The sequence below is a fragment of the Acidovorax sp. LjRoot204 genome, assembly GCF_056175785.1.
Genome location: NZ_JBGFFF010000009.1, coordinates 1 through 21,986, shown reverse-complemented (window position 1 = coordinate 21,986; position 21,986 = coordinate 1). Strand labels below are relative to the sequence as shown.

Sequence of the window (21,986 nt, the reverse complement as noted above, 5' to 3'; positions counted from 1 at the left end):
GCACGAATTGACAAGGACTTGCGGAGCAAACCCAAGGGATATCAACAAAGTTATCCACAGAAATTCTGAATTTCTTACAAATCCCCTGTCAAATCAAGCACTTGCAGGCCATATCGAAGAAACGCATGAACATGGACTCACGCCGCTAGCACAAAAAGGGGGCAACCTGTCCTCTTGACGAAGTCCTGCTGTCCGACTTATGCACACAAAACGTGATGCAGCGCAACATGGAGACGCTGAATCGGCCTAGCACAAAAATCCGGGGCAAATTTCTTCAGATGATTGATTCATAACGATTTTTTTGGAGTGCTGTATTTCCGGGCAATCTGTTCGCAGCCAGCATTCATGCGGCTTGGGCGGGGGTCGGGACAGGATGTCAACAAAGTTATCCACAGAAATCCGGGATTACTCACGCACCTACGGCAAATCAAGCACTTAGCCGCCAAAGCTCCAGATCACATCCACAACGCGCACTAAGCCTATCTCTCCTCCATAGCTCGTGTCTATGTCCTTCTCCCTCGTCCACGTTGCCCTGCAGACGCCATCGCACAGCGGGGTCGGCGACCTGCTGAGCTACACCAGTGAGCGCCCGCTCTCACCAGGTACGCTGGTGCGCGTGCCCTTGGGCACGCGCGAGGTGCTGGGCGTGGTGTGGGACGCCGACGAAGCCCCCGGTGAGCTGCCCGATGGCGCCACGCTGCGCCCCATTGCAGGTGTGCTGGATGGCGTGGCGCCCCTGGATGCGTCCTGGCGCCGACTGGTGGGGTTTGCGGCGCGCTACTACCAGCGCGCCTTGGGCGAGGTGGCGCTGGCCGCCCTACCCCCCCAATTGCGGGACCTGGGCCCCGAGCAGTTGGCACGGCGGCTGCGGCGCCCGGCCAAGGGCGCAGGAGATGACTCACGCACTATTGAAAACATAGCACTTAGCGCAGAACAAGAAAGCGCCAGGGCCCGAATTTCCTCAGAAAAAGGGCCTTTCCTGCTGTTTGGCAGCACCGGCAGTGGCAAGACCGAGGTGTATCTGCGTTGCGTGCAAGAGATGCTGGAGGCCGACCCTGCCGCCCAGGCGCTGGTCATGGTGCCCGAGATCAACCTCACGCCCCAGCTGGAAGAGCGCTTTGCAGGCCGCTTCGCTCCGCGCTTCGGCCCCGGTGCCGTGGCGTCGCTGCACAGCGGCATGACCAACCCGCAACGCCTGGCCAGCTGGCTGGCAGCGCACAGCGGCAGCGCGCGCATCGTGCTGGGCACGCGCATGGCGGTGTTCGCCAGCCTGCCCGGCCTGAAGCTCATCGTGGTGGATGAAGAGCACGACCCCAGCTACAAGCAGCAGGAGGGCGCGCGCTATTCGGCCCGCGACCTGGCCATCTGGCGCGGACGCGAGCAGGGCGCGAAGGTGATCCTGGGCTCGGCCACGCCGTCGCTGGAGAGCTGGTACGCCAGCCGCCCGGCCACGGCCGAAGACCCAGAAGGTGGCCGCTACGTGCGGCTGCACATGCCCAGCCGCATTGGCGCCGGTGCCCTGGCCCGTGTGCGCCGGGTGGACATGAACCAGCAGCCCCGCCGCACCGTGTTCAGCGCGCCGCTGCTGCAGGCCATTACCGAACGCGTGGCGCGTGGCGAGCAGAGCATGATCTTGCTGAACCGCCGGGGCTACGCGCCCGTGCTGCACTGCGTGGACTGCGGCTGGAAGAGCGACTGCCCGCACTGCAGCGCGCACCAGGTGTTCCACAAGACTGACCGTACCCTGCGCTGCCACCACTGCGGCCACACGGTGCGCGTGCCGTTCCATTGCCCGGCCTGCGGCAGCCCCGACATCCACCCCATGGGCAAGGGCACTGAGCAGCTGGAGGAACAGCTCGGCACGCTGCTGCGGGAGGTGCTGCGGCCCGACCGAACGCCCGCCCGCATCGCCCGCATCGACGCCGACACCACCAAGGCCAAGGGCGCGCTGGAGGCCCAGCTGGCGCAGGTGCATTCTGGCGAGGTGGATGTGCTGGTGGGCACGCAGATGATTGCCAAGGGGCACGACTTTCGGCGCATCACACTGGTGGCTGCGGTGCAGCCCGACGGTGCGCTGTTCAGCAGCGACTTCCGCGCCGCCGAGCGGCTGTTTGCACTGCTGATGCAGGCAGCAGGCCGCGCCGGGCGCGACGCCGCCTACATGGCAGCACAAGCGGTGCATGGCACGCAGCCCGAGATGTGGGTGCAGAGTTTTCACACCCAGCACGCCGTGTTCGAGGCGCTGCGCAAGCACGACTACGAAGCTTTTGCCGCCCAGCAGCTCAAGGAGCGCGAAGAGGCCGCCATGCCCCCGTTCTCGTACCAGGCGCTGGTGCGGGCCGATGCGCGCACGCAAGAGGTTGCGCAGGGCTTTCTGACTGCGGCCACCGCCGCCGCCCACGCCGCGCAGTTGCCAGGTTTGCCCGATGGCACAGTGATCCTGTTCCCGCCTGTGCCGCTCACGATCCAGCGCGTCGCCAATGTGGAGCGCGCCCAGATGCTGATGGAAAGCAGCAGCCGCACCACCCTGCAGCGCTTTCTGGCCGCATGGCAGCCGATATTGCAAGCCACACGCAGCCAGCCGGAGCACAAGGGGCTGATCCGCTGGCTGGTGGATGTGGACCCGCTGGCGATCTGAGGCGCACCCGCAGTCTGTCGCAGCGGCCAAAAACAAAGGGGGCTGCGCTTTTCAACGCGGCCCCCACGTCGTCAGAGCGTGGTTCGCCGTTTACAGCGCGCCGTCACCCAGCACGATGCCTTCACGGCGAGGGTCCACGCCGCCTTCCAGCCGGGTCTGGCCGTTGCGGTTGACCCGCATGATGGTGGAGACGCCGCTCGACTGCGCGGCATTGTTCACCGTGTGGCCCTTGGCCTTGAGGCCGTCGATCAGGCCGGTGAGGTCCAGCGCCGTGTTGGCACCATCCACGTTGGTGGTGGGGCTGTTGGTGGCGCCAAAGTTCACCAGCGATGTGGCTTGTTGAGCGTCTAGGTTCCAGTCCACCGCGCCGACCACGGTCTTGAGCACGTACTGGATGATGGTGCCGCCGCCGGGCGAGCCCGTAGCCATCACGAAATCACCCGGCTCCGTGCCCTTGAACACCAAGGTGGGTGCCATGGTGCTGCGGGGGCGTTTGCCGGGAGCCACGCGGTTGGCAATGGGCACACCCGCACCATCGGCCGGTTGCGCCGAGAAGTCGGTGAGCTGATTGGTCAGCAGAAAGCCGCCCACCATGTGGAACGAGCCCATGCTGGACTCAACCGTGGAGGTCATCGACACCACGTTGCCATAGGCATCCACGATGGAGAAGTGCGTCGTGCCGCGCTCCACCGTCTTGTCCGCGCCCAGAGGCACATCGCCCAGCGCCCCCGCAGACGCCGTTCCCAGCGACTTGCCGTCCGGCTGGATCAGTGCCGCGCGCTGCTTCAGGTAAGCCTTGTCCAGCATGGTGGACACGCCCTTGCCGGGCAGCGGGATGAAGTCGGTGTCGGCCACGTACTTGTCGCGGTCGGCGTAGGCCAGGCGCTCTGCCTCGGACACTAGGTGCACGCCCATCACGCTCGGTACGCCGCCTTCGTTAGTGGGGTTGGTGGGGCCGTATTTGGAAAGGTCGAAATTCTCCAGAATGCCCAGCGCCTGAGCGATGGCGATACCGCCCGACGACGGTGGCGACATGGTGCAGACGTAGTAGCTCGCGCGGTAGGTGGTGCACACCGGATCGCGCTTCTTGGCCTGGTAGTTCTTGAGGTCGTTCACCGTCATCAGGCTGGGGGTGATGGGCGTCTTGGCCGCATCGTCACCCACCGCCTGGGCTGCCTTGGCCACGATGGCCTCGGCCAGTGGGCCGGAGTACATCGCGTTGGCACCGCCGCTCGCCAACGTGCGCAGTGTCTGGGCGTAGGGTAGGTTGGTCGTCACCGTGCCGGTGGCCTTGGGGGTGCCGTCGGCGTTGAAGAACGCGGACACCGCATTCGCGTCCAGCGCCAGGCTGGCGGCGTTGCCCTTGATCGCGTCGCCCATGCGGCCGGGAATGCGGTAGCCGTTGGTGGCCAGCTGGATGCCTTCGTCAAACAGCTTTTCCCAGCCCAGCTTGCCATGCTCCTTGTGGGCCATGTCCAGCATGCGCATCACGCCAGGTACACCGATGGAGCGGCCACTGCGCCGGGCGCTGGGCACGGGCGCAGCGGACGAGGCATCACCCTGGTCCTGGCGCACCAGGTAGTAGCCGTTGGCTGCGGCAGGCGCGGTCTCCCGGCCGTCGTACGCCACTACCTTCTTGGTGTTGGCGTCGTAATACATCATGAAGGCGCTGCCCGCCAGCGTGCTGGACTGCGGTTCCACCAGGCCCAGCACAGCCTGCACGGCCACGGCGGCGTCCACGGCAGTGCCGCCGGCCTTGAGCACGTCGCACCCGGCCTTGGTGGCCAGCGGGGTGTTGGCCACCACCATGTACTTGCTTGATTGCTTGGCCTTGTAGCCCAGGCGGTAGCCCGATGCCGCCTCGGGCGCGGCCGGGTCGCCCGCCACGCCAGAGCCCACCACCACGGCCGATCCGGAGCTGGACACCACCGAGCAGCTCTGGGCATTGTTGTCCACGGCCAGGTCGTTGTCCGAGCCGCTGCCGCAGCCCGAAAGCACCAGCGCAACGGCCACGGGCGTGAGTGCCCACAGCGCGATATTCCTCTTCCTCATAGTGAATCTCCTGTTGTTGTCCGTTCGTGGGCATGGATTGACCACGTGGCATCGTCGGCGCAAAAAGCATGCCGTGTCGAATGTTTTTTCGTATCGTTTTCTCAAGGCAGCCATCTCAGGAAAGGCAGGCCAAAGCGGCGGCACGGCAGCGGCACGGCCACGTTGCCTGGACTACGCCCAGGTGCGATCCCCGCATGAAAATGGAAGCAAATCCGGCGGTAGCGCTAGTGCATCATGCGCTGGTAGCTATCATTTTTGATAGTCCGAGTCCCCGCTCTGGCTTTGAGCCTGCACCTACACTGCCCCGTACCGCAGCAGGAGACCCCATGACCCCCGAACAATTTGCAGACGAACTGGCCCGCGAAGGCTTTGAGCCCGCCGTCACTGTGACCCGCGAAGCCGGGGGCATGCTAGGTGACCACACCCACCCGTTCGAGGCCAAGGCACTGATCCTGTCGGGCGATATCCGCATCGCCACGGCTGCGTCAGAACGTGTGTACCAGGCGGGCGATGTCTTTCACCTGGCGGCCGAAGAGCCGCACTCGGAGTTCTACGGCATGCTGGGAGTGCAGTATCTGGTAGGGCGCAAGACACCCCCGGCGGCCTGACACCACCTCACCGCAGCAGCCTGGCGGTTCAGGTCAGCAGCGCGACGGCGGCGGAGAAGCTCAGGAACGCCAGCGCAGTGGACACCAGGATGATGCGCGCCACCCGCCCGTTGTTGGCGCCGAATTTCTCGGCCAGCAGCGACACGTTGCTGGCGCTGGGCAACGCCGCCAGCAGCACCATCACCGTGAGCGCAAAGGGCGTGAGCGGCACGCCCAGCGCCATGGCTGCCGTGCCTGCGCCCCACACCAGCAGCGGGTGCACCAGCAGCTTGGCCAGCGCCACCGGCACGTAGTCCCGTGCAGGGACCTGCTCGTGCTGGTTCATCTGCGAGCGGGCCAGCACTGCGCCGATGGTGAACAGCGCGACGGGCGAGGCCGCGTCGGCCAGCATGGCGATGGTCTTGTCCACCGGACCCGGCAACTTGAACTGCAGCGCCGATGCGAGCGCGCCCAGCGCAATCGACCAGGGCATGGGGTTGGTGGCCATGCCCCTGAAAGCACTTTTCAGCGCCACGCCCACGCCGTGGGTGCCCGCCCCATCCAGGCGCGAGAGCGCAATACACAGTGAACTGGTGATGACCATGTCCACCACGATGGTGACGATGGCCGGGCCCGCGCTCTGGGCACCCAACAGGGCCACCAGCAGCGGCACACCCATGAAGCCCGTGTTCGGGAAGGCTGCGACGAGTGCACCAAAGGCCGCGTCGTTCCAGCCGATGCGCGCGTTGCGCGTAAGCGCCACCGTGGCGCCCACCATGACCAGCGCACACAGCACATACACGCCTGCCACGGCCGGGTCCAGCAGTTGGTGGATGGGTGTGCTGGCGCCAAAGCGGTACAACATGCACGGCAGCGCAAAGTACAGCACGAAGGCGTTGAGCCCCGGGATGGCAGGTTGCGGCAGCACGCCGCGCCGTGCGGCGAGGTAGCCACAGAGCACGAGAGCAAAGAAGGGGAAGGTGACGAGCAGGACGGACAGCACAGCCCGATTGTCCTTGTTGCGCCAGCAGCCAGGGTCTGCGGCACCCGGGGTGGTCAGCGCAAAGTCAGGTGGGTGGGCTCGCGGGTGGCGAGCGCAGCCATCCGCTTTTTGTTATTGCTTGCGCTGAATGATGAGGTTGCGCTTGGCATCCTCCGGGTAGGCAAAGGTGATGGCGCCGTTCTTGACCATGCCCATGACCAGCATGTTGCGCGTGATCGCGTCCTTGTCCTGCGCGCTGAAGGGCTTGTCGTAGGTGGTGACCACGCCGTAGTAGGTCTTCATCTTGCCCTCCAGCGATTCCTTGATGGCCTTGCCGTTCAGGTTGCCGTCGCGGATGCCGAGGAACGAGTACATCAGCAGATAGGTGGCGTCGTAGGCGTTGGCTGCCGCCATGGGCACGGCCACCTTGCCTTGGTACTTGCGGGTGTAGCTCGACAGGAACGATGCCCGGCGCTCGTTGCTGGGCTCGGCGATGAAGGTCTGCACCATCAGCGCACCCTCGGCCGCATCTTTGGCGCCTTCGAGGAAGAAGGGGAAGGACAGCGGCCACGGCCCCACCTGCGGCACCTTCCAGCCCAGCGCCTTCTTGCCGTTGGCAATGGTGGCGTTCTCCGGCCCCACGGTGTAGCTGTAGACCACGTTGGCACCCGCGTTGCGCGCCGCAGTCAGCTCGGCCGTCAGGTCCTTCACCCCCAGGTCAAAGCGCGCCACATGCACGGGCTTGAGGTTCTTGGCGGCCAGTGCGGCCACCACATCGTTGTAGCCGCCTTCGCCATAGCCGGTCTTGTCGGCAAAGATGGCGACCTTGTCCCAGCCGCGTTTGACGATGTCGTCCACCAGGAAGGGCGCCTGGATCGCGTCGCGCGCCTGCACGCGGAAGATGTAGCTGTCGGGCGCGGGATATTTGGCCGTCACGGCTGTGCCCGTGGCGCAGGGCACGATGAGCGGGCTTTTGGCGTCCTGGAACAGGTCGATGGCCTTGAGCGCCACGCCGGTGTTGCAAAAGCCAATGGTGGCGACGACCTTCTCGGCCAGCAGTTCCTGCGACACCTTGCGGCCTTGATCGGGGTCGGCTCTGTCGTCCTTGATGACCAGCTCCAGCGGGCGGCCCAGGTAGCCACCCACGGCATTGATCTCGTCCACCGCCAGCTTGATGCCATTGAGCATGGGCACGCCAAAGTCGGCCGACGGCCCGGTGAAAGGCCCCACCACGCCGATGCGCGCGGGGGCGTTGCCCCCCACCTGCGCATGCGCCACCCGTGGCAGCAACGCCGCACCCGCCAGCACACCGGCAGCCGCCAGGGCGGACCAGGCGGTCCATGCAGGCAGTGGCAACCGACGGCGGCCCGCCCGGGGCGCGGCGGCAGTCAGAGCGATGAAAGGCGGGGCGGCAGGGTTCATGGCGGTGCTCGGTTCACAACACTCCCCTCCCGACAAAGGGAAGGACTCGCCAACCAGTATCAAATTGTGAAAACAAAGCCCCTAGCGGGGTTTCCCGGAGCAAAGGGCCTGCCCCATGGGCTGCGGTGCGCCCCTGTCAGCCGACCGTCAGGCACCGGTCGCGCGTGGGCGACTAGGGCATGCCGGGGGGTACGCCGGTATCATTGCGCCCTTGCGCTGCACGTCCCCTCAGCGTGCACCCCACGCCCATGGCGCCCACCGCCCCGCGCCTGTCCGGTTCCCCCCTTCGCCTCTTTCTGCACGTTTCCTCTTCTCCATGTCTGCCGGTCTCAATCTCGCCCAGCTCCAGGCTGTCCACTACACCGACGGGGCCTGCCTCGTGCTGGCAGGCGCGGGCTCGGGCAAGACACGGGTGATCACGATGAAGATCGCCCACATGATCGAAAAGGGCATGGACCCAAAACGCATCGCGGCCATCACCTTCACCAACAAGGCCGCCGCCGAAATGCGCGAGCGCGCCAAGGGTCTGATCGGCCGGCGCGCCAAGGATGTGCTGGTGTGCACCTTCCACGCGCTGGGCGTGCGCATGGTGCGCGAAGACGGCCATGTGCTGGGCCTCAAACCCCAGTTCAGCATCCTCGACGCTGATGACGTGACGGGTATCCTGAAAGAAGCCTCGGGTGGCACCACCGACATGGCCACGGCGCGTCAGTGGCAGTGGGTGATCAGCAAGTGGAAGAACATGGGCCTGACCTCCGAACAGGCCCTGGCCCAGGCGGCGGACGACAACGAACGCATCATCGCCACGCTGATGGCCCGGTATGAAGAGCGCCTGGCGGCCTACCAGAGCGTGGACTTTGACGACCTGATCGGCATGCCGCTGCGCCTGCTGCGCGACTTCCCCGAAGTCCGCGCCAAGTGGCAGGCCGCGCTGGGCCACGTGCTGGTGGACGAATACCAGGACACCAACGCCACGCAGTACGAGCTGCTCAAGCTGCTGGTGGGCGAAAAGGGACATTTCACCGCTGTGGGCGACGACGACCAGTCCATCTACGGCTGGCGCGGCGCCACGCTGGACAACCTCAAGAAGTTGCCGGTGGACTACCCCCACCTCAAGGTCATCAAGCTGGAGCAAAACTACCGCTCCACCAGCGCCATCCTGCGTGCGGCCAACAACGTGATCGGGCCCAACCCCAAGCTGTTCCCCAAAACCCTGTTCAGCGAACTGGGCGAGGGCGAGCCGGTGCGTGTGGTCGATGCCGACAACGAGGAGCACGAAGCCGAGCGCGCCGTGGCCCGCATCCAGAGCCTGCGCGCGGCCAGCAACCCGCCGCCGGACTGGAAGAGCTTCGCCATCCTGTACCGCGCCAACCACCAGGCCAAGCCGTTCGAGAAGGCACTGCGCAAGGCCAACATTCCCTACAAGGTCTCGGGCGGCACGAGCTTCTTTGACCGCGCCGAAATCAAGGACCTGTGCGCCTGGTTTCGCCTCTGGATCAACAACGACGACGACCCGGCGTTTTTGCGCGCCATCACCACGCCCAAGCGTGGCATCGGCCACACCACGCTGGCATCACTGGGGGCCTTTGCCACCCAGCACAAGCAAAGCATGTTCGGCGCGCTGTTCAACGGCATGCTGCCTGCCGCTGTGCCCAAGCGCGCCATGGACGGCCTGCACGAGTTTGGCCGCTACATCAATTACCTGGAGTACAGCGCCCGCCGCACCCATGGCGCCGAAGAGGCCCGCGCCTTTTTGAACGAATGGCTCAAGGAAATCGGCTACGAGCAGCACCTGTACGACAACGAAGACAGCGAGAAGGTGGCCGCCGCCCGCTGGAGCAACGTGATGGAATTCTGTGACTGGATGGCCCAGCGTGCGGGCGGCCAGATCGACGACACCGCAGGCGCCGTGGTGGCCAAGGAGACCAAGAGCCTGCTGGAAGTGTCGCAGACCATCGCGCTGCTCTCCACCATCAGCGAGCGCGAGCAGGAGCAGGACATGGTCACGCTCTCCACCCTGCACGCAAGCAAGGGGCTGGAGTGGCCGCATGTGGTGCTGGTGGGCGTGACCGAGGGCATGCTGCCCTTCAAACTGGACGACGACGAAGGCCGCCAGCAGAAGGTGACGGACGACGTGCTGCAGCGCCTGCAGGAAGAGCGCCGCCTGATGTACGTGGGCATCACCCGCGCCCAGCGCACCCTGGCCGTGAGCTGGACCAAGCGCCGCAAGAAGGGCCGCGAAATGGTGGCCGCACAGCCCAGCCGCTTCATCGCCGAAATGGGCCTGGACAAGACCACCGCCCGCGAAGACCCGCGCGAAAAGCTCAAGGCCCTGCGCGCCGAGTTTGCAGCCAAAGCACAGGCCACCACGGCGGCCAACGCCGCTGCGGCCGCCAACCCGGCGCCCACCGCCTGAGAGCGCACACGCACCATGGCAAAACACCCTAGCACGTATCCCCATCCATGCTCGGCCCTGCCCCCTGGCCGCAGCGCCTGGAGCATTGCTGCGCTTTTGATAGCTATCAGCGCTTGTCCTACAAGCGCCATCGGCCAAAAAGGCCCACAATCCACGTCGGCATGCCCGACGGCGGCAGACATGGACCACCAACACCTGCAGGGCCAATGGCGCGCCGAGCTGCAGGCCCCGGCACCGGGAGACCAGCCCACCACGGCCACACTGCAACTGGGCCCGCACCCCGAGCTGGCACAGAGCGTGCGTGGCACCGTGGTGCGCGGCGGCACCACGGCCCAGGTCAGTGGTGACGTCGACGGCGGCGACCTGACCCTGGAAGAATCGATCAACGGCACCAACATCAGCGCCACCTGGACAGGCCAGGTGGTCGATGGAAGTTGCGGCAAGGAAATACGCGGAACATGGAACAACGCCCACCCCACCCCCACCACGCCGTCGGCACCGTTTGTGCTGCGCAAACAGGCGGCCTGGCAATGAGCGCCGTAACGCGCGTGCCCGCAGCGCCCCATCGGCACCGCTCTCTGGCCCTGTTTCTGGTGGCCGCCCTGGCCCCGGCCGGCGCGGCGCTGGCGCAATCAGCCCCTGCCCCAGCCGCTGGCGCCGCAACAGGGACCGACGCCGCCCTGCGCCGCTGCACCGCCCTGTCCAGCGACAACCTGGCGCGCCTGGCCTGCTTTGATGCCTGGGCGGCCGAGCAGGCGCAGGCAGCTCCTGCGGGTGGGCAGGCGTGGCAAGCCCCGGCGGCATCGGCCAACGCCAGCGGCGCAACGTCTTCGTCGGCAGTGCCACCACCGGTGGATGCCACGCTGCCCGCCACGCGCATCATCGACGTGGCGCGCACCGAAGGCTGCCGCGACCCGCAGTACAGCGACCTCTCCCGCTTCTGGGAGCTGGAGACAGGCACCGACTGCGGCACGTTCAGCTTCCGTGGCTACCGCCCGATCACGGTGTCGGTGGTGGCATCGAGCAGCGTGAACCGCCAGCCCACATCGGATGCCGACGGCAACTCGGCCACCGACTCCGCGCCGTACCGCCGCACTGAAAACCGCATCCAGCTGTCCGTGCGTACCAAGATCGCCCAGGGCATGCTGACCCAGGGCCACCCCACGCTCAAGGATTCGCTGTGGTTTGGCTACACGCAGCAGTCGTACTGGCAGCTGTTCACGCCCGAGATCTCGCGCCCCTTCCGCGCCACCGACCACGAGCCCGAGCTGATGTACGTGTACCCCACCACGGCGCAACTGCCGTTTGGCTGGAAGTGGCGCTACAGCGGCATCGGCCTGGTGCACCAGTCCAACGGCCAGAGCAAACCCCTGTCGCGCAGCTGGAACCGCGCGTACCTGATGACCGGCATCGAACTGGACAACCGCTTCAGCGTGAACGCCCGTATCTGGAAGCGCATCCCCGAAAGCGCGGGCAGCGACGACAACCCGGGCATCAGCGACTACATCGGCCGGGGCGAGCTGTCGCTGCTGTGGAACGTGAACAAGGACAACACCCTGGGCGCCACCGTGCGCCACACGCTGGCCAGCAGCGACCGGGGCTCGGTGCGCGTGGAGTGGCTGCAGGCCTTGGGCACCGGCCTGTTCGGCAGCAAGAGCAACCTGCGCCTGCACACCTCGCTGTTCAGCGGCTATGGCGACAGCATGATCGACTACAACCGCAAGCGCACTGTGTTCAGCGTGGGGTTGAGTCTGGTGGATTTCTAGCAGAGACACCCCCCTGAGGCGCTGCGCGCCTTCCCCCCGCTCTCACATCGCTACGCGATGTGGGCAAGGGGACGCAGCCCTCGCTGCGGGGCGGCCCTGGCTTGGCTGCCCGCGCCTGGGGCCGCGCCAGTTGCATACGCCTTGGACGAAGCACCGGCCAGCAGTAGCCCAAGGCGGGGCAAAGGCCCTCACAACTCGTTACGACATCGTCCTCAAGTTTCTCCGGATGGCGCCGACGCGCGGCCACAATGGCACGCGCACAGAAACCGGCGTGGCCCCCTGTGAGAGGCGCTCAATAAGAGCCCCTTTCCCACCGTTTTACCTGCCATTGCCTGCCGCGTGCCCCTCGACAATGCCGACAAAGAGGAACACACCCATGGACATGCAATACCAGCTCAAGGCAGGCAGCTATTACCTGTATGACATGCGCGAGGCGCCCAGCGCCGTCACGGGTGAACGCCGCTTCAAGCTCAAGACCGACACGGTGGCCATTGCGTTCGATGTGCACACGGGCGAGGTGCACCAGCACGGCAGCCCCACGCGCATCCAGTCCTGGGCCAACAACACGCGCCGCCGTCTGCGCGCCGCCGGGGCGCAGGACGTGGCCAACGACATCGTGGTGGTGTCGGGACCGCTGCCGGTGGATGAACTCAACAAATGCCTGTGGGTGCGCGGCTATGTGCGCCGCATGTTCTCGCGCCTGGCCACCCTGCCCCATGGCAAGCTGCAGCGCCCGGCGGCCGAGCCGTTCCGCAAGGCGGCCTGAGCCCGACGCCTTTTCATCCCGTTCCCCCTCAGGGCCGCGCACAGCGGCCCTGGTCGTTTTGGGGGGCCGAAACGCTTCGGGGACTCAGACCTCGGCGTCCTCGGCCACGTCGCTGTCCGCGCCCTCCAGCACCTCGGCGTGTTTGACGATGGTCACCGGCACGGGGCTGGCATGCGCCACCTCGTGCGACACAGAGCCCAGCAGCGCACTGGTGATGGCGCCCTGGCCCTTGGCGCCGATGATGACCATGTCGCACCCCGAGCGCTCGATCATGTCCACCAGCGTGTGCGCCACATCGCCCACCCCCACATCGGTTTCGTAGACCACCCCGGCGGCATCGAGCAGCGCGCGGGCAGGTGCCATCAGGTGCTCGCCCGCCTCCAGGCTGGCGGCGGCGATCAGGTCGGGGTCGCGCGTGGTGACCAGCTCGTACAGCGTGGCGGGCTCCTGCACATTGGCCAGCACCATGGTGGCCTGCAGGCCCTGGCGCACCAGGGTCAGCGCGTGGTGCACGCCGTCCAGGGAGAGTTCAGAGCCATCCACTGCGATGAGGATCTTGAGCATGGTGTTCTCCTTGAGTGAGTCAGTGCAGACCAGTGTAGCCACGCCATCGTCCAGCGCCAGCCTATGCCCTTGCGCCATGTCAGGCAGGGCGCTTTCAGCCTGTCTGGGACAATGCGGCCCATCATGCTGCAGTTCGAACTCCTCAAAACCGACCCCTCCAGCCACGCGCGCCGTGGCCAGCTCACGCTCAACCATGGCGTGGTGCAGACCCCCATCTTCATGCCCGTGGGCACCTATGGCACCGTCAAGGGCGTGATGCCGCGCAGCCTGCACGACATGGGCGCGCAAATCATCCTGGGCAACACCTTTCACCTGTGGATGCGCCCGGGCCTGGACGTGATGCAGAGCTTTGGCGGCCTGCACGGCTTTGAAAAATGGGACAAGCCCATCCTCACCGACTCCGGCGGTTTCCAGGTCTGGAGCCTGGGCGCCATGCGCAAGATCACCGAAGAAGGCGTGACCTTTGCCAGCCCCGTCAACGGCGACAAGCTCTTCATGTCGCCCGAGGTGAGCATGCAGATCCAGACCACGCTCAACTCCGACATCGTGATGCAGCTCGACGAGTGCACGCCTTACGAGACCAAGGGCCACAAGACCACCGAGGCCGAGGCGCGCAAGAGCATGGAAATGAGCCTGCGCTGGGCCAAACGCAGCCAGGACGAATTCCACCGCCTGAACAACCCCAACGCGCTCTTCGGCATCGTGCAGGGCGGCATGTTCAAGCACCTGCGCCAGGAGTCGCTAGAGCGCCTGGTCGAGATGGACTTCCCCGGCTATGCGGTGGGCGGCGTGAGCGTGGGCGAGCCCAAGGACGAGATGCTGGACATCATGGCCCACACGCCCCACCGCCTGCCCGCGCACAAGCCGCGCTACCTGATGGGCGTGGGCACGCCCGAGGACCTGGTGCAGGGCGTGGCCGACGGCGTGGACATGTTCGACTGCGTGATGCCCACCCGCAACGCCCGCAACGGCACCATGTTCACACGCTTTGGCGACCTGAAGATCCGCAACGCCCGCCACAAGGCCGACCACAAACCGATGGACACCAGCTGCACCTGCTACGCCTGCGCGGGCAGCTCGGGTGTGTCGTGGGACGACGGCGGGCGCGAAGGCTTCAGTCGTGCCTACCTGCACCACCTGGACCGCTGCGGCGAGATGCTGGGCCCCATGCTTACCACCGTGCACAACCTGCACTACTACCTGAACCTGATGCGCGAGGTGCGCGAGTCGCTGGAGGCCGGCACCTTTGCCCAGTTCCGTGCGCAGTTCAAGGCCGACCGGGCGCGCGGCGTGTGAGCGGCAGATTCGCCCTCCGCCAGTTTGCTATTTTTTGCATAGCACGCCAGGCATGATCCACTAGCGCATCGGGCCAAAATCATTCCAAAACTCCTGCGCCATCTGCTGCACTGGCCCCTGCGGGCCCTCACGGGCCTGGGCAGCGGCCTGCTCGCCCTGCTGATCCTATTCGAGGAATGGGGGTGGGAGCCATTGCAGCGCCTGCTGGCGCGCATCGGCCGCTGGCCGGGCCTGCGCTGGGTGGAGGGCTGGGTACGCTCCCTGCCGCCGTGGGCGGCGGTGGCCCTGTTTGCGCTGCCCACGGCGCTATTGCTGCCCATCAAGCTGCTGGCGCTCTGGGCCATCGGGCGCGGGCATGTGGTGCTGGGCATGCTGGTCATCGTGCTGGCCAAGGTGGTGGGTACGGCGGTGGTGGCGCGGCTGTTCACCCTCACACAGCCGGCGCTCATGCAACTGCGCTGGTTTGCCTGGACCCACGCGCACTGGATGCAGCTCAAGCACGCCGTGCTGGAGCGTGCCCGCGCGTCGTGGGCCTGGCGCGTGGCGCGGGTGATCCAGCGGCAGTGGAAGAAGCGGTGGCGCCAGCGCTGAGGACCGCCCTCGGATTCCACCCTGCGCCGCGCTGGCACCTAGCATCTGTCACCTGTCACCGCTTTTGGTCACCATACCGGTGACAGGGCCCGCCCGATCTGATCCGCCCCATTGCCACCACACCACCGCCACGCAGCGCCATGGGTTTACAGCTTGACCTCCCCACCATCCTCCTGCTCTACAAGACCGCCCTGGTGGCCGGCGCGCTGAGCATCTTTCATGTCAGTCGGCATTCGTGCCGCCCGCAGGGGCTGCGGTCGCTGGCGGCGGCCTACCTGCTTTTGGCCATCGGCGCCGAGCTGGCGGGCCAGGGCGAATACAAAGTGCTGCCCCAGTGGCTGTGGACGCACACCAGCCTGCTGCTGGGCACGCTGGGCTATGTGCTGTTCTGGGCGAGCGTGCGGACCCTGAGCGGGCGCCGGCGGGTGCCTCTGCCGCTGCTGGTGGCAGTGCCGGGCGGCTGGCTGGCGCTGGGCATTGCCACGCAGTTTCCGCTCGACAACCTGCTGCGCGCGGGCGCCTTCCACCTGACGGCCGCGCTGGCGCTGGCGGCGGCCGCCCACGAGATCTGGCGCGACCGCCACACCGAGCCCCTGCCCTCGCGCGGGTTGCTGGCCGGGCTTTTACTAATTAGTGCCGGCCTGTTTGCACTGCAGCTGTTTCTCATCGCCACGCACGCCACCAGCCCGCTGGGGTTTGCCCGTGCGTTCTACGCGCAGATGTTCTGCCACTTCGGCGTAGCGCTCATGGTGTCGTCCCTGTCCAACGAGCGGGCCGAGGTGCGGCTGCAAAAGGTGGCCCAGACGGACACGCTCACCGGCATCGGCAACCGCCGCTGGCTCATGTCCATGCTGCCGGCGCAGCTGCCAGTGGGTAGCGCCATCGCGCAGCTGGACCTGGACCACTTCAAGCACATCAACGACCGCTTTGGCCATGCGGCGGGCGACCGCGTGCTGCGGGCAGCGGCCGAGGCCCTGGGCGGCGAGTTGCGGGGGTCGGACCTGCTGGCCCGCTGGGGCGGTGAAGAGTTTCTGGTGTACCTGCCCGACGCAACGGCAGAGCATGCGGCGGCCGTGGCCCAGCGCCTGTGCAGCGCGGTGCAGAACATCCGCCTCACAGAAGCGGGGGAGGGCATCCCCGTGACCGTGAGCATCGGCATGGTCTGCGTGACCTCTGGCGGCGGCAACTGGGCCGAATGGCTGGGCGCCGCCGACCAGGCGCTGTACGACGCCAAACACGCAGGCCGCAACCGCGTGGTGGTGGCCGCAGGGCGCCGGGCCTGATCCCGGCCTGCCGCACAATCCCGCCCCATGCCTACCGCCCTCCAAGCCCCCTTGAATGAAGCGCTGGAACTGGCCTTCAACCTGGCCCCCGTCGGCATGTGCGTGACGCGCGAGCGCTGCATCGAGATCTGCAACGACGCCTTTGCCCGCATGTTTGGCTACGAACAGGCCGAGCTGCTGGGCCAGCCGCTGGCGCCGCTGTATCCGTCGCTGGACGAATTCACCCACACCGGCAACCTGGGCCTGCCCGCCATGATGGACACCGGCAGCTACAGCGACGAGCGAGTGATGCGCCGCCGGGACGGCACGCTGTTCTGGTGCCATGTGGTGGGCCGCGCGCTGGACCGCGCCCAACCGTTTGCGCGCGCGGTGTGGATGTTTGAAGACATCTCGCACCGCCGGGTGGTCAGCACCCCGCTCACGGTGCGCGAGCGCGAGGTGGCGCAGCACATCGTCACCGGTGCCACCAGCAAGCAGATTGCCCGCCACCTCCACATCAGCCACCGCACGGTGGAGGCCCACCGGGGGCGGATCATGCGCAAGCTGGGGGCCACCAGCACGGGCGAATTGGTGGCCCTGCTGTTGGGCATGCCCTGACACCGGGGACAATCGGGGCCCGCACGCCTTCGCTGCCGACATGCCGCCCACCCTGCCCCGCCTCTTTGCTCCCGCCCGGACCGTTCCCCCGCCCGTGGCCTGGGCCGCCCTGGCGCTGTTGATATTCACCGCCTGCCTGGTGGGCATCTTTGCGCGTCCCATCGGCTTTTTGTCGGCGTTCTGGCCTGCCAATGCACTGCTGCTGGGGCTGCTGGTGCGCTACCCCCACCTGGCACGGCCACCCGCCTGGGTGGCGGCCGCAGTGGGCTATGTAGCGGCCGACCTGGCTACCGGCAGTGCCTGGGGCATGGCCTTGTGGCTCAACGCCGCCAACCTGCTGGGCGCCACCGCCGGCTGGCTGGTGCTGCGGGGGCTGGACGAGCCCATCCTGCGGCTGCAGCGCACGGTGGCGGCGCTGTACCTGCTGCTGGCAGCGCTGGTTGCCAGCGCAGTGGGTGCGCTGGCAGGCTGCGGCGCGGCACCGGTGTATTTCGACTCCCCGTGGACGGACCTGCTGTCCCTGTGGTTCAGCACCGAGCTGATGAACTACATGCTCATCGTGCCCGTGGTGCTGGCCGCTCCGCGCGCGGCAGACCCGCCCTCGCACACCCCGGACACGCCGCTGTTCTGGCGTGTTGCGCCCGTCAGTTCGCTGGTGCTGGCCGAGGGCATCCGCACGCTCATCGGCGGGCCCGGCATGCTGGCTTTTGTGGTGCCAGGGCTGCTGTGGTGTGCGCTGAGCTACAGCGCCTTCACCTCCAGCCTGCTGTCGCTGGTGGTGTGCCTGTGGACCATGGCGGGCGTGGCCACCGGTGTGCTCAACTTCACGCCGGCCCATGCGGGCGATGTGTTCTCGTTGCGCGTGGGCGTCACGCTCCTGGCCCTGGGGCCTCTGGCCGTGGCCTGCGCCAGCGCGGCACGCGCCGAGGCCCTGCGCCGCCTGCACCATGCCGTGCGCCACGACGACCTGACGGGCGTGCTGGCACGCCGCGCGCTGCTCAAACAGGGCGATCGTCTGCTGGAGCGCTACCAGCGCGAATCCACCGGGCTGGCGGTGATGATGGTGGACGTGGACCACTTCAAGCAGGTCAACGACCAGCACGGACACGGCGCGGGCGACCGGCTTCTGGTCAGCATTGCCCAGACCATGCTGCGCGCGCTGCGCGCCGACGACGTGCTGGGTCGCATGGGGGGCGAAGAGTTTGCCGCCGTGCTGCCCGGCGTGTCCCCCACCGAGGCCCAGGCCATTGCCGAACGGGTGCGCAGCGCCGTGGAACGGCAGGCGCTGGACGCGACGCAGGGCGGCCCCCAGCGGGCCACCGTCAGCATCGGCCTGGTGCACAGCGCCACTCTGGGTGCGGATGCCGACATGGACACCTTGCTGCTGGCCGCCGACACGGCCCTGTACCGCGCAAAGGCCGAGGGGCGCAATCGGGTGATGGTGGGCTAGGTCAGCGTTGTCGGCGCCGCTCTGCGGCCCGCCTCACTCCTGCGCCAGTTTCACGCCCGCCCCGGTGCCACAGGCATGGCAGAACCGTGCAAACGCGCTCTTGCGGGTGCTGCAGTGGCCGCAGTGGTCGAACAGGCCGATGCCGCAGTGCGGACAAAAATCGATCTTCTCGTTTTTCAGGTCCACGGGCCGCTCGCAGCCGGGGCACACGCTCTTGGCCAGGCGGGCCAGGGCCACGTCGTAACTCAGCTCCTTGCGGCGCTCCTGGTCGGGCAAGGCTTCGGCCAGCTTCTGGCGCTCCAGATAGCGGTTGAGCGCCTGGATGGCGTAGCGCCCCACCACAGCCGTCACGGCAATGCCCACCACGTAGCGCACGTAGCCGCCGTAGCTCGGCAGGTAGGGCACCAGCTCCACAAAGAAGGCAAACAGCGCAAAGAAGATGAAGCCCCACACGAACGGCCAGTAGGTGCTCTTGCGCTTCTTGACGAACAGCCAGCCGGCAGCGGCCAACAGCGGCAGCGTGAGGGCCAGGCGGTACAGGAACACGCGCAGCTCGACCTTGCGGCGCTCGGCCCCGAGCTTCACGTAGCCGTCGGACTCCATCTGGTTGAGCTGCTCCTGCCGGGCGGCTGCCGCCTGGCGGGCATCAAGGGCGGCCTGCTGCTGCGTCTCCACCGCCTGCTGGGCCTTGCGCTCCACCAGCTTGAGGGCGTCGAGCGCCTGGGTGCGTGCGATCACCTCGGGGTCCTGGTCGGCCCGCTGCGTGGCGCTGCGCGTGGACAGCCAGTTGTTGAAGCTCTCTCGCTCGGCCTGCACCTCACTGCGCACCTTGCTGCGCTGCAGCTGGGCCTGCTCCAGCGCGGTCTGCGCGTCCTGTTCGGCCTGGCGCGCCGTTTTGACCTCGGCACGCAGCTTGTCGGCTGCGGCTTTGTCCAGAAAGTCGTCCACGCGCAGCGGGGTTTCGACCTTGGGTAGGTCGCCCACGATGGTGCCGCCCAGCCCGATGAGAAAGCTGGCAAACACCAGCGCCACCAGCCACAGGCCACGACGGAACCATTTTTCGGACAGTCTCAGGGACTTGCTCATGTTCTTCTCCTCGGTGGCGCCGGGCGCCGGGGTTGGGTGCACCCTGCAGCGCACCGGAAAATGCTCTTCTTTTTATAGCTACTAGCGCATGTATTGATTGCGCTTTCTGGCATTTTGATTCAATTTTTGATGGTCAGCACCACCGGTGCGGCCGCCAGCTGGGTGCGCTGCATCCAGGCCAGCACCGAGTCAACGGTCACGGTCTCGATGCGGTCCGAGAACCGCTTTTCGTTCGGATGGTCGTCAAACGCAATATTGGCCGACCCCACCCGCCCGCCCATGCGCGTGAGCGGGCCCAGCTTGAGCGTGGTGGGCTCGTAGCCCTTGAACTGCAGCCAGGCCTGCGCCTGGTCGCGCGAGCGCACGGTGGCGGGCTCCATGGCCATCGCCAGGGTCTCCAGCGCCCACTGGTTGGACTGCTGGTACTTGCGGCCCCACGCGTAGCTGACCATGCTGTAGGGCGGGTGCTGCAGCGCCTTGGTGCGGCCCTTGTCCTGCAACACGGCCAGCAGGCGCTGCTGCACCTCGGGCGTGGGCACGGCGTACACGGCCTCGTAGCGCCACAGGTCGTCCAGAAAGAATTCACCCAGGCCCTGGCGGTACAGGTGGCCCACCGCCGTGCCACATTCGTTGAGCTTGTGCGCCACGCGCCACGGGCCTTCGGTCGTCTTGTAGGCCCAGCCAAAGTGCGAATAGCGCAGACCGTATTTGGAGAGGTCCTGCCCCGCACGGGCCAGTGCCACCACCTGTGCGCCCGACTTGGCGTGCTCGGCATCCAGCGCTACCGAGGTCTGCTCGGCCAGCTTCATGCCGCGCTCGATCACCTGCGGGGGCACGGGCTTGCGGGATTCGCAGGAGCGGCCGGCGTGGGCCGGCGTGGCGGCCAGCAGCGCGGCCCCTGCGAAGAACACCATGCCCACCACGGCAGGGATGCGCTGCGCGGGACTGCGGCCAAAGGTCAAGGTTTTCACCATCGTGCCGCTCCTCAAAGACGTTCGTTGTGCAGCAAGGCGCGACCGATGGCATTGGGCACAAAGGCAATGGCCTCGCCCGCCACCGACAGGATCACGCCCGTGCCGATCACGCTGCAGGTGACCACGGTGCCCACCGCGTAGGCCGATCCCGCCACACCGCGGCCGACCACCTCCACACTCACCTGGGCACCGTCCGAGGCACGCTCCAGCAGGTACACCGTGCCCACGGCCGAGGCCTCCACCGCCCGCACCGTCAGCACCGCGCCGCCCACCGACAACGCCGCCGGCACCGTCACCACCGCACCGGCGGCCGCCGAGGCCACCGACGCCGTGCCCACCACCGAGGCCACGGGCAACATCGACAGCGCGGCAGAAGCCTCGCTCTGCGCCCGGGCCGGCGCAGCAGCCACCAGGGCCGCACACACCACACCAGCGGCCAGCAGAGCGCGGGGCAGGCGAGCGGCAGAGCCCCACGAAGAAAACATGGCATTCATCATCATTCACTCCTCAGGGTACGGCCCGCCCACACACCCAGGTGCGGGGCAGACCGGGTCGAAAGACCAGACAGAAATTCATCCAGAAGGGCGGCGGGTTGCCGCCTGTGCACACCGGGTGCGCTCAGTTCACGCTGCTGTTCTGGGCAGCGGCCTGGGCGGCTTCGCGGCGGCCTTGCAGGCGGGCGTCGAGCAGGTCGGCCTCATGGCGGTCGCGCAGCATCTTGGCCAGCGTGAAGGCGGTGGTGATCAGGTACAGCCAGCTCACGCCCAGAAACGCCTTGTAGGTCACGTTGATGTCCATGCTCAGCAGGCCCCAGCCCGTGAGGCCCATGGCCACCGCAAAGCCACCCCACACCACCAGCTTCCACATGGGGGTGTCACCACCGCCACGGCGCGAGGCGCTTTCGTTGTCCCGCACAAACTTGGCCAGCACAAACGCGGCCGAGAGGCAGAACACATAGCCCATCACCATGAACGCCTGCTCCAGCTGCTCGCCCGGCAGCCACGCCAGACCCACGGCGCACAGAAAAACCGCGATGCCGAACGAGACCCACACCTGCAGCTGCCAGGCCTTGGTGTCACGCTGAACAACGATGGGAGAAGAAGACATTGCTGTGGTGCCCTGAAGGGCGTTGGTTGAACACGGAACGAATGGTGCCCAGACGTAACTTGCGTGTCTGCATTGAACCGTAACAGTGGCCACCCGCAGGCTATCCGGTATCGTTTTACGGTACTTTTTCTCAGAAAATTCGGTGCAAGCCGTTGTTCAGGCCCTACGCGGCCCTCGCCACGCACCTGCGCGACAGAGGCAGCAGGCACGGCCACAGAGAATGGCGGCCTCTCCGGGCAAGGCAACTTCTGCCTGCCCCCGGACCTTGTACTTCTGACGGACGGAGCCCCCACCATGACCAAACCTTTTGACCTCGTCGTCCACGGCGCCACCGGCTTCACCGGCCGCCTGGTGGTCGAATATCTGCTGCAACGCTACCCCGCCGGCAGCGGCCTGCGCTGGGCCATGG

General features: G+C 66.8%; 19 protein-coding genes. 11 read left to right on the top strand and 8 right to left on the bottom strand.

What is annotated here, in order from left to right:
* The first annotated feature begins 505 nt into the window (after positions 1-505).
* Positions 506-2,638: a replication restart helicase PriA gene (priA, locus tag AC04MI_RS03475; protein ID WP_436076944.1), complete on the top strand. Its 2,133-nt coding sequence runs from the start codon at positions 506-508 to the stop codon at positions 2,636-2,638.
* Positions 2,639-2,728: 90 nt separating this feature from the next.
* Here the strand turns inward: priA and AC04MI_RS03470 are convergent, their stop codons facing one another.
* Positions 2,729-4,690: a gamma-glutamyltransferase family protein gene (locus AC04MI_RS03470; RefSeq protein ID WP_436076943.1), complete on the bottom strand. Its 1,962-nt coding sequence runs from the start codon at positions 4,688-4,690 to the stop codon at positions 2,729-2,731.
* 326 nt (positions 4,691-5,016) lie between these two features.
* Between AC04MI_RS03470 and AC04MI_RS03465 the strand changes: the two genes are divergently transcribed.
* Positions 5,017-5,298: a cupin domain-containing protein gene (locus AC04MI_RS03465; RefSeq protein ID WP_056065545.1), complete on the top strand. Its 282-nt coding sequence runs from the start codon at positions 5,017-5,019 to the stop codon at positions 5,296-5,298.
* A gap of 28 nt (positions 5,299-5,326) precedes the next feature.
* Here AC04MI_RS03465 and AC04MI_RS03460 read toward each other — a convergent pair whose 3' ends face one another.
* Together AC04MI_RS03460 and AC04MI_RS03455 are read right to left on the bottom strand one after the other, a co-directional pair.
* Positions 5,327-6,280: an AEC family transporter gene (locus AC04MI_RS03460; RefSeq protein WP_056065542.1), complete on the bottom strand. Its 954-nt coding sequence runs from the start codon at positions 6,278-6,280 to the stop codon at positions 5,327-5,329.
* A 111-nt stretch (positions 6,281-6,391) separates the two neighbouring features.
* A complete protein-coding gene (locus AC04MI_RS03455; RefSeq protein ID WP_436076942.1) occupies positions 6,392-7,681 on the bottom strand; it encodes an ABC transporter substrate-binding protein in 1,290 nt (429 codons plus the stop codon).
* Positions 7,682-7,997: 316 nt separating this feature from the next.
* Here AC04MI_RS03455 and AC04MI_RS03450 point away from each other — a divergent pair, with 316 nt between their 5' ends.
* The 4 genes from AC04MI_RS03450 to AC04MI_RS03435 all read left to right on the top strand — a co-directional run bounded on the left by AC04MI_RS03450 (position 7,998) and on the right by AC04MI_RS03435 (position 12,629).
* The gene (locus tag AC04MI_RS03450; RefSeq protein ID WP_056747936.1) at positions 7,998-10,097 is read left to right on the top strand and encodes an ATP-dependent helicase; all 2,100 of its coding nucleotides are present in this window, start codon (positions 7,998-8,000) and stop codon (positions 10,095-10,097) included.
* A gap of 180 nt (positions 10,098-10,277) precedes the next feature.
* Positions 10,278-10,631 (top strand): hypothetical protein, encoded by a 354-nt coding sequence (locus AC04MI_RS03445; protein ID WP_238990895.1) that lies wholly within the window; start codon positions 10,278-10,280, stop codon positions 10,629-10,631.
* Positions 10,628-11,863: a phospholipase A gene (locus tag AC04MI_RS03440; RefSeq protein WP_476497091.1), complete on the top strand. Its 1,236-nt coding sequence runs from the start codon at positions 10,628-10,630 to the stop codon at positions 11,861-11,863. The genes AC04MI_RS03445 and AC04MI_RS03440 overlap by 4 nt, the downstream gene beginning before the upstream one ends.
* A gap of 376 nt (positions 11,864-12,239) precedes the next feature.
* Complete coding sequence (locus AC04MI_RS03435) at positions 12,240-12,629, top strand: hypothetical protein (protein ID WP_252658805.1); 390 nt, start codon at positions 12,240-12,242, stop codon at positions 12,627-12,629.
* 84 nt (positions 12,630-12,713) lie between these two features.
* Here the strand turns inward: AC04MI_RS03435 and AC04MI_RS03430 are convergent, their stop codons facing one another.
* On the bottom strand, positions 12,714-13,193 hold the full coding sequence (locus AC04MI_RS03430) for a universal stress protein (RefSeq protein WP_116750173.1): 480 nt from the start codon (positions 13,191-13,193) through the stop codon (positions 12,714-12,716).
* Between the two features lie 123 nt (positions 13,194-13,316).
* On the opposite strand from AC04MI_RS03430, the gene tgt reads away from it, so the two are divergent.
* The 5 genes from tgt (at position 13,317) to AC04MI_RS03405 (ending at position 18,410) form a co-directional block, all read left to right on the top strand.
* The gene (gene tgt / locus AC04MI_RS03425) at positions 13,317-14,489 is read left to right on the top strand and encodes a tRNA guanosine(34) transglycosylase Tgt (protein WP_476497088.1); all 1,173 of its coding nucleotides are present in this window, start codon (positions 13,317-13,319) and stop codon (positions 14,487-14,489) included.
* A 192-nt stretch (positions 14,490-14,681) separates the two neighbouring features.
* A complete protein-coding gene (locus tag AC04MI_RS03420; RefSeq protein ID WP_056065528.1) occupies positions 14,682-15,080 on the top strand; it encodes a hypothetical protein in 399 nt (132 codons plus the stop codon).
* A 140-nt stretch (positions 15,081-15,220) separates the two neighbouring features.
* On the top strand, positions 15,221-16,363 hold the full coding sequence (locus AC04MI_RS03415; RefSeq protein ID WP_476497087.1) for a GGDEF domain-containing protein: 1,143 nt from the start codon (positions 15,221-15,223) through the stop codon (positions 16,361-16,363).
* A 27-nt stretch (positions 16,364-16,390) separates the two neighbouring features.
* On the top strand, positions 16,391-16,960 hold the full coding sequence (locus AC04MI_RS03410; RefSeq protein ID WP_056065521.1) for a PAS and helix-turn-helix domain-containing protein: 570 nt from the start codon (positions 16,391-16,393) through the stop codon (positions 16,958-16,960).
* 94 nt (positions 16,961-17,054) lie between these two features.
* Positions 17,055-18,410 carry a GGDEF domain-containing protein gene (locus AC04MI_RS03405; RefSeq protein WP_436075788.1) on the top strand — a complete coding sequence of 452 codons (1,356 nt, stop codon included), beginning with the start codon at positions 17,055-17,057 and terminating at the stop codon, positions 18,408-18,410.
* Between the two features lie 33 nt (positions 18,411-18,443).
* On the opposite strand, the gene AC04MI_RS03400 is transcribed toward AC04MI_RS03405, so the two are convergent.
* From AC04MI_RS03400 to AC04MI_RS03385, 4 genes are all read right to left on the bottom strand, one after another.
* Positions 18,444-19,496 (bottom strand): zinc ribbon domain-containing protein, encoded by a 1,053-nt coding sequence (locus AC04MI_RS03400; protein ID WP_056747930.1) that lies wholly within the window; start codon positions 19,494-19,496, stop codon positions 18,444-18,446.
* Between the two features lie 119 nt (positions 19,497-19,615).
* Complete coding sequence (locus AC04MI_RS03395) at positions 19,616-20,410, bottom strand: DUF2145 domain-containing protein (protein ID WP_436076994.1); 795 nt, start codon at positions 20,408-20,410, stop codon at positions 19,616-19,618.
* Between the two features lie 71 nt (positions 20,411-20,481).
* Entirely contained in the window at positions 20,482-20,955 is a 474-nt protein-coding gene (locus AC04MI_RS03390; RefSeq protein WP_476497086.1) for a hypothetical protein, read from the bottom strand.
* A 133-nt stretch (positions 20,956-21,088) separates the two neighbouring features.
* Entirely contained in the window at positions 21,089-21,577 is a 489-nt protein-coding gene (locus AC04MI_RS03385) for a YiaA/YiaB family inner membrane protein (protein ID WP_056065512.1), read from the bottom strand.
* Positions 21,578-21,986: the final 409 nt, after the last annotated feature.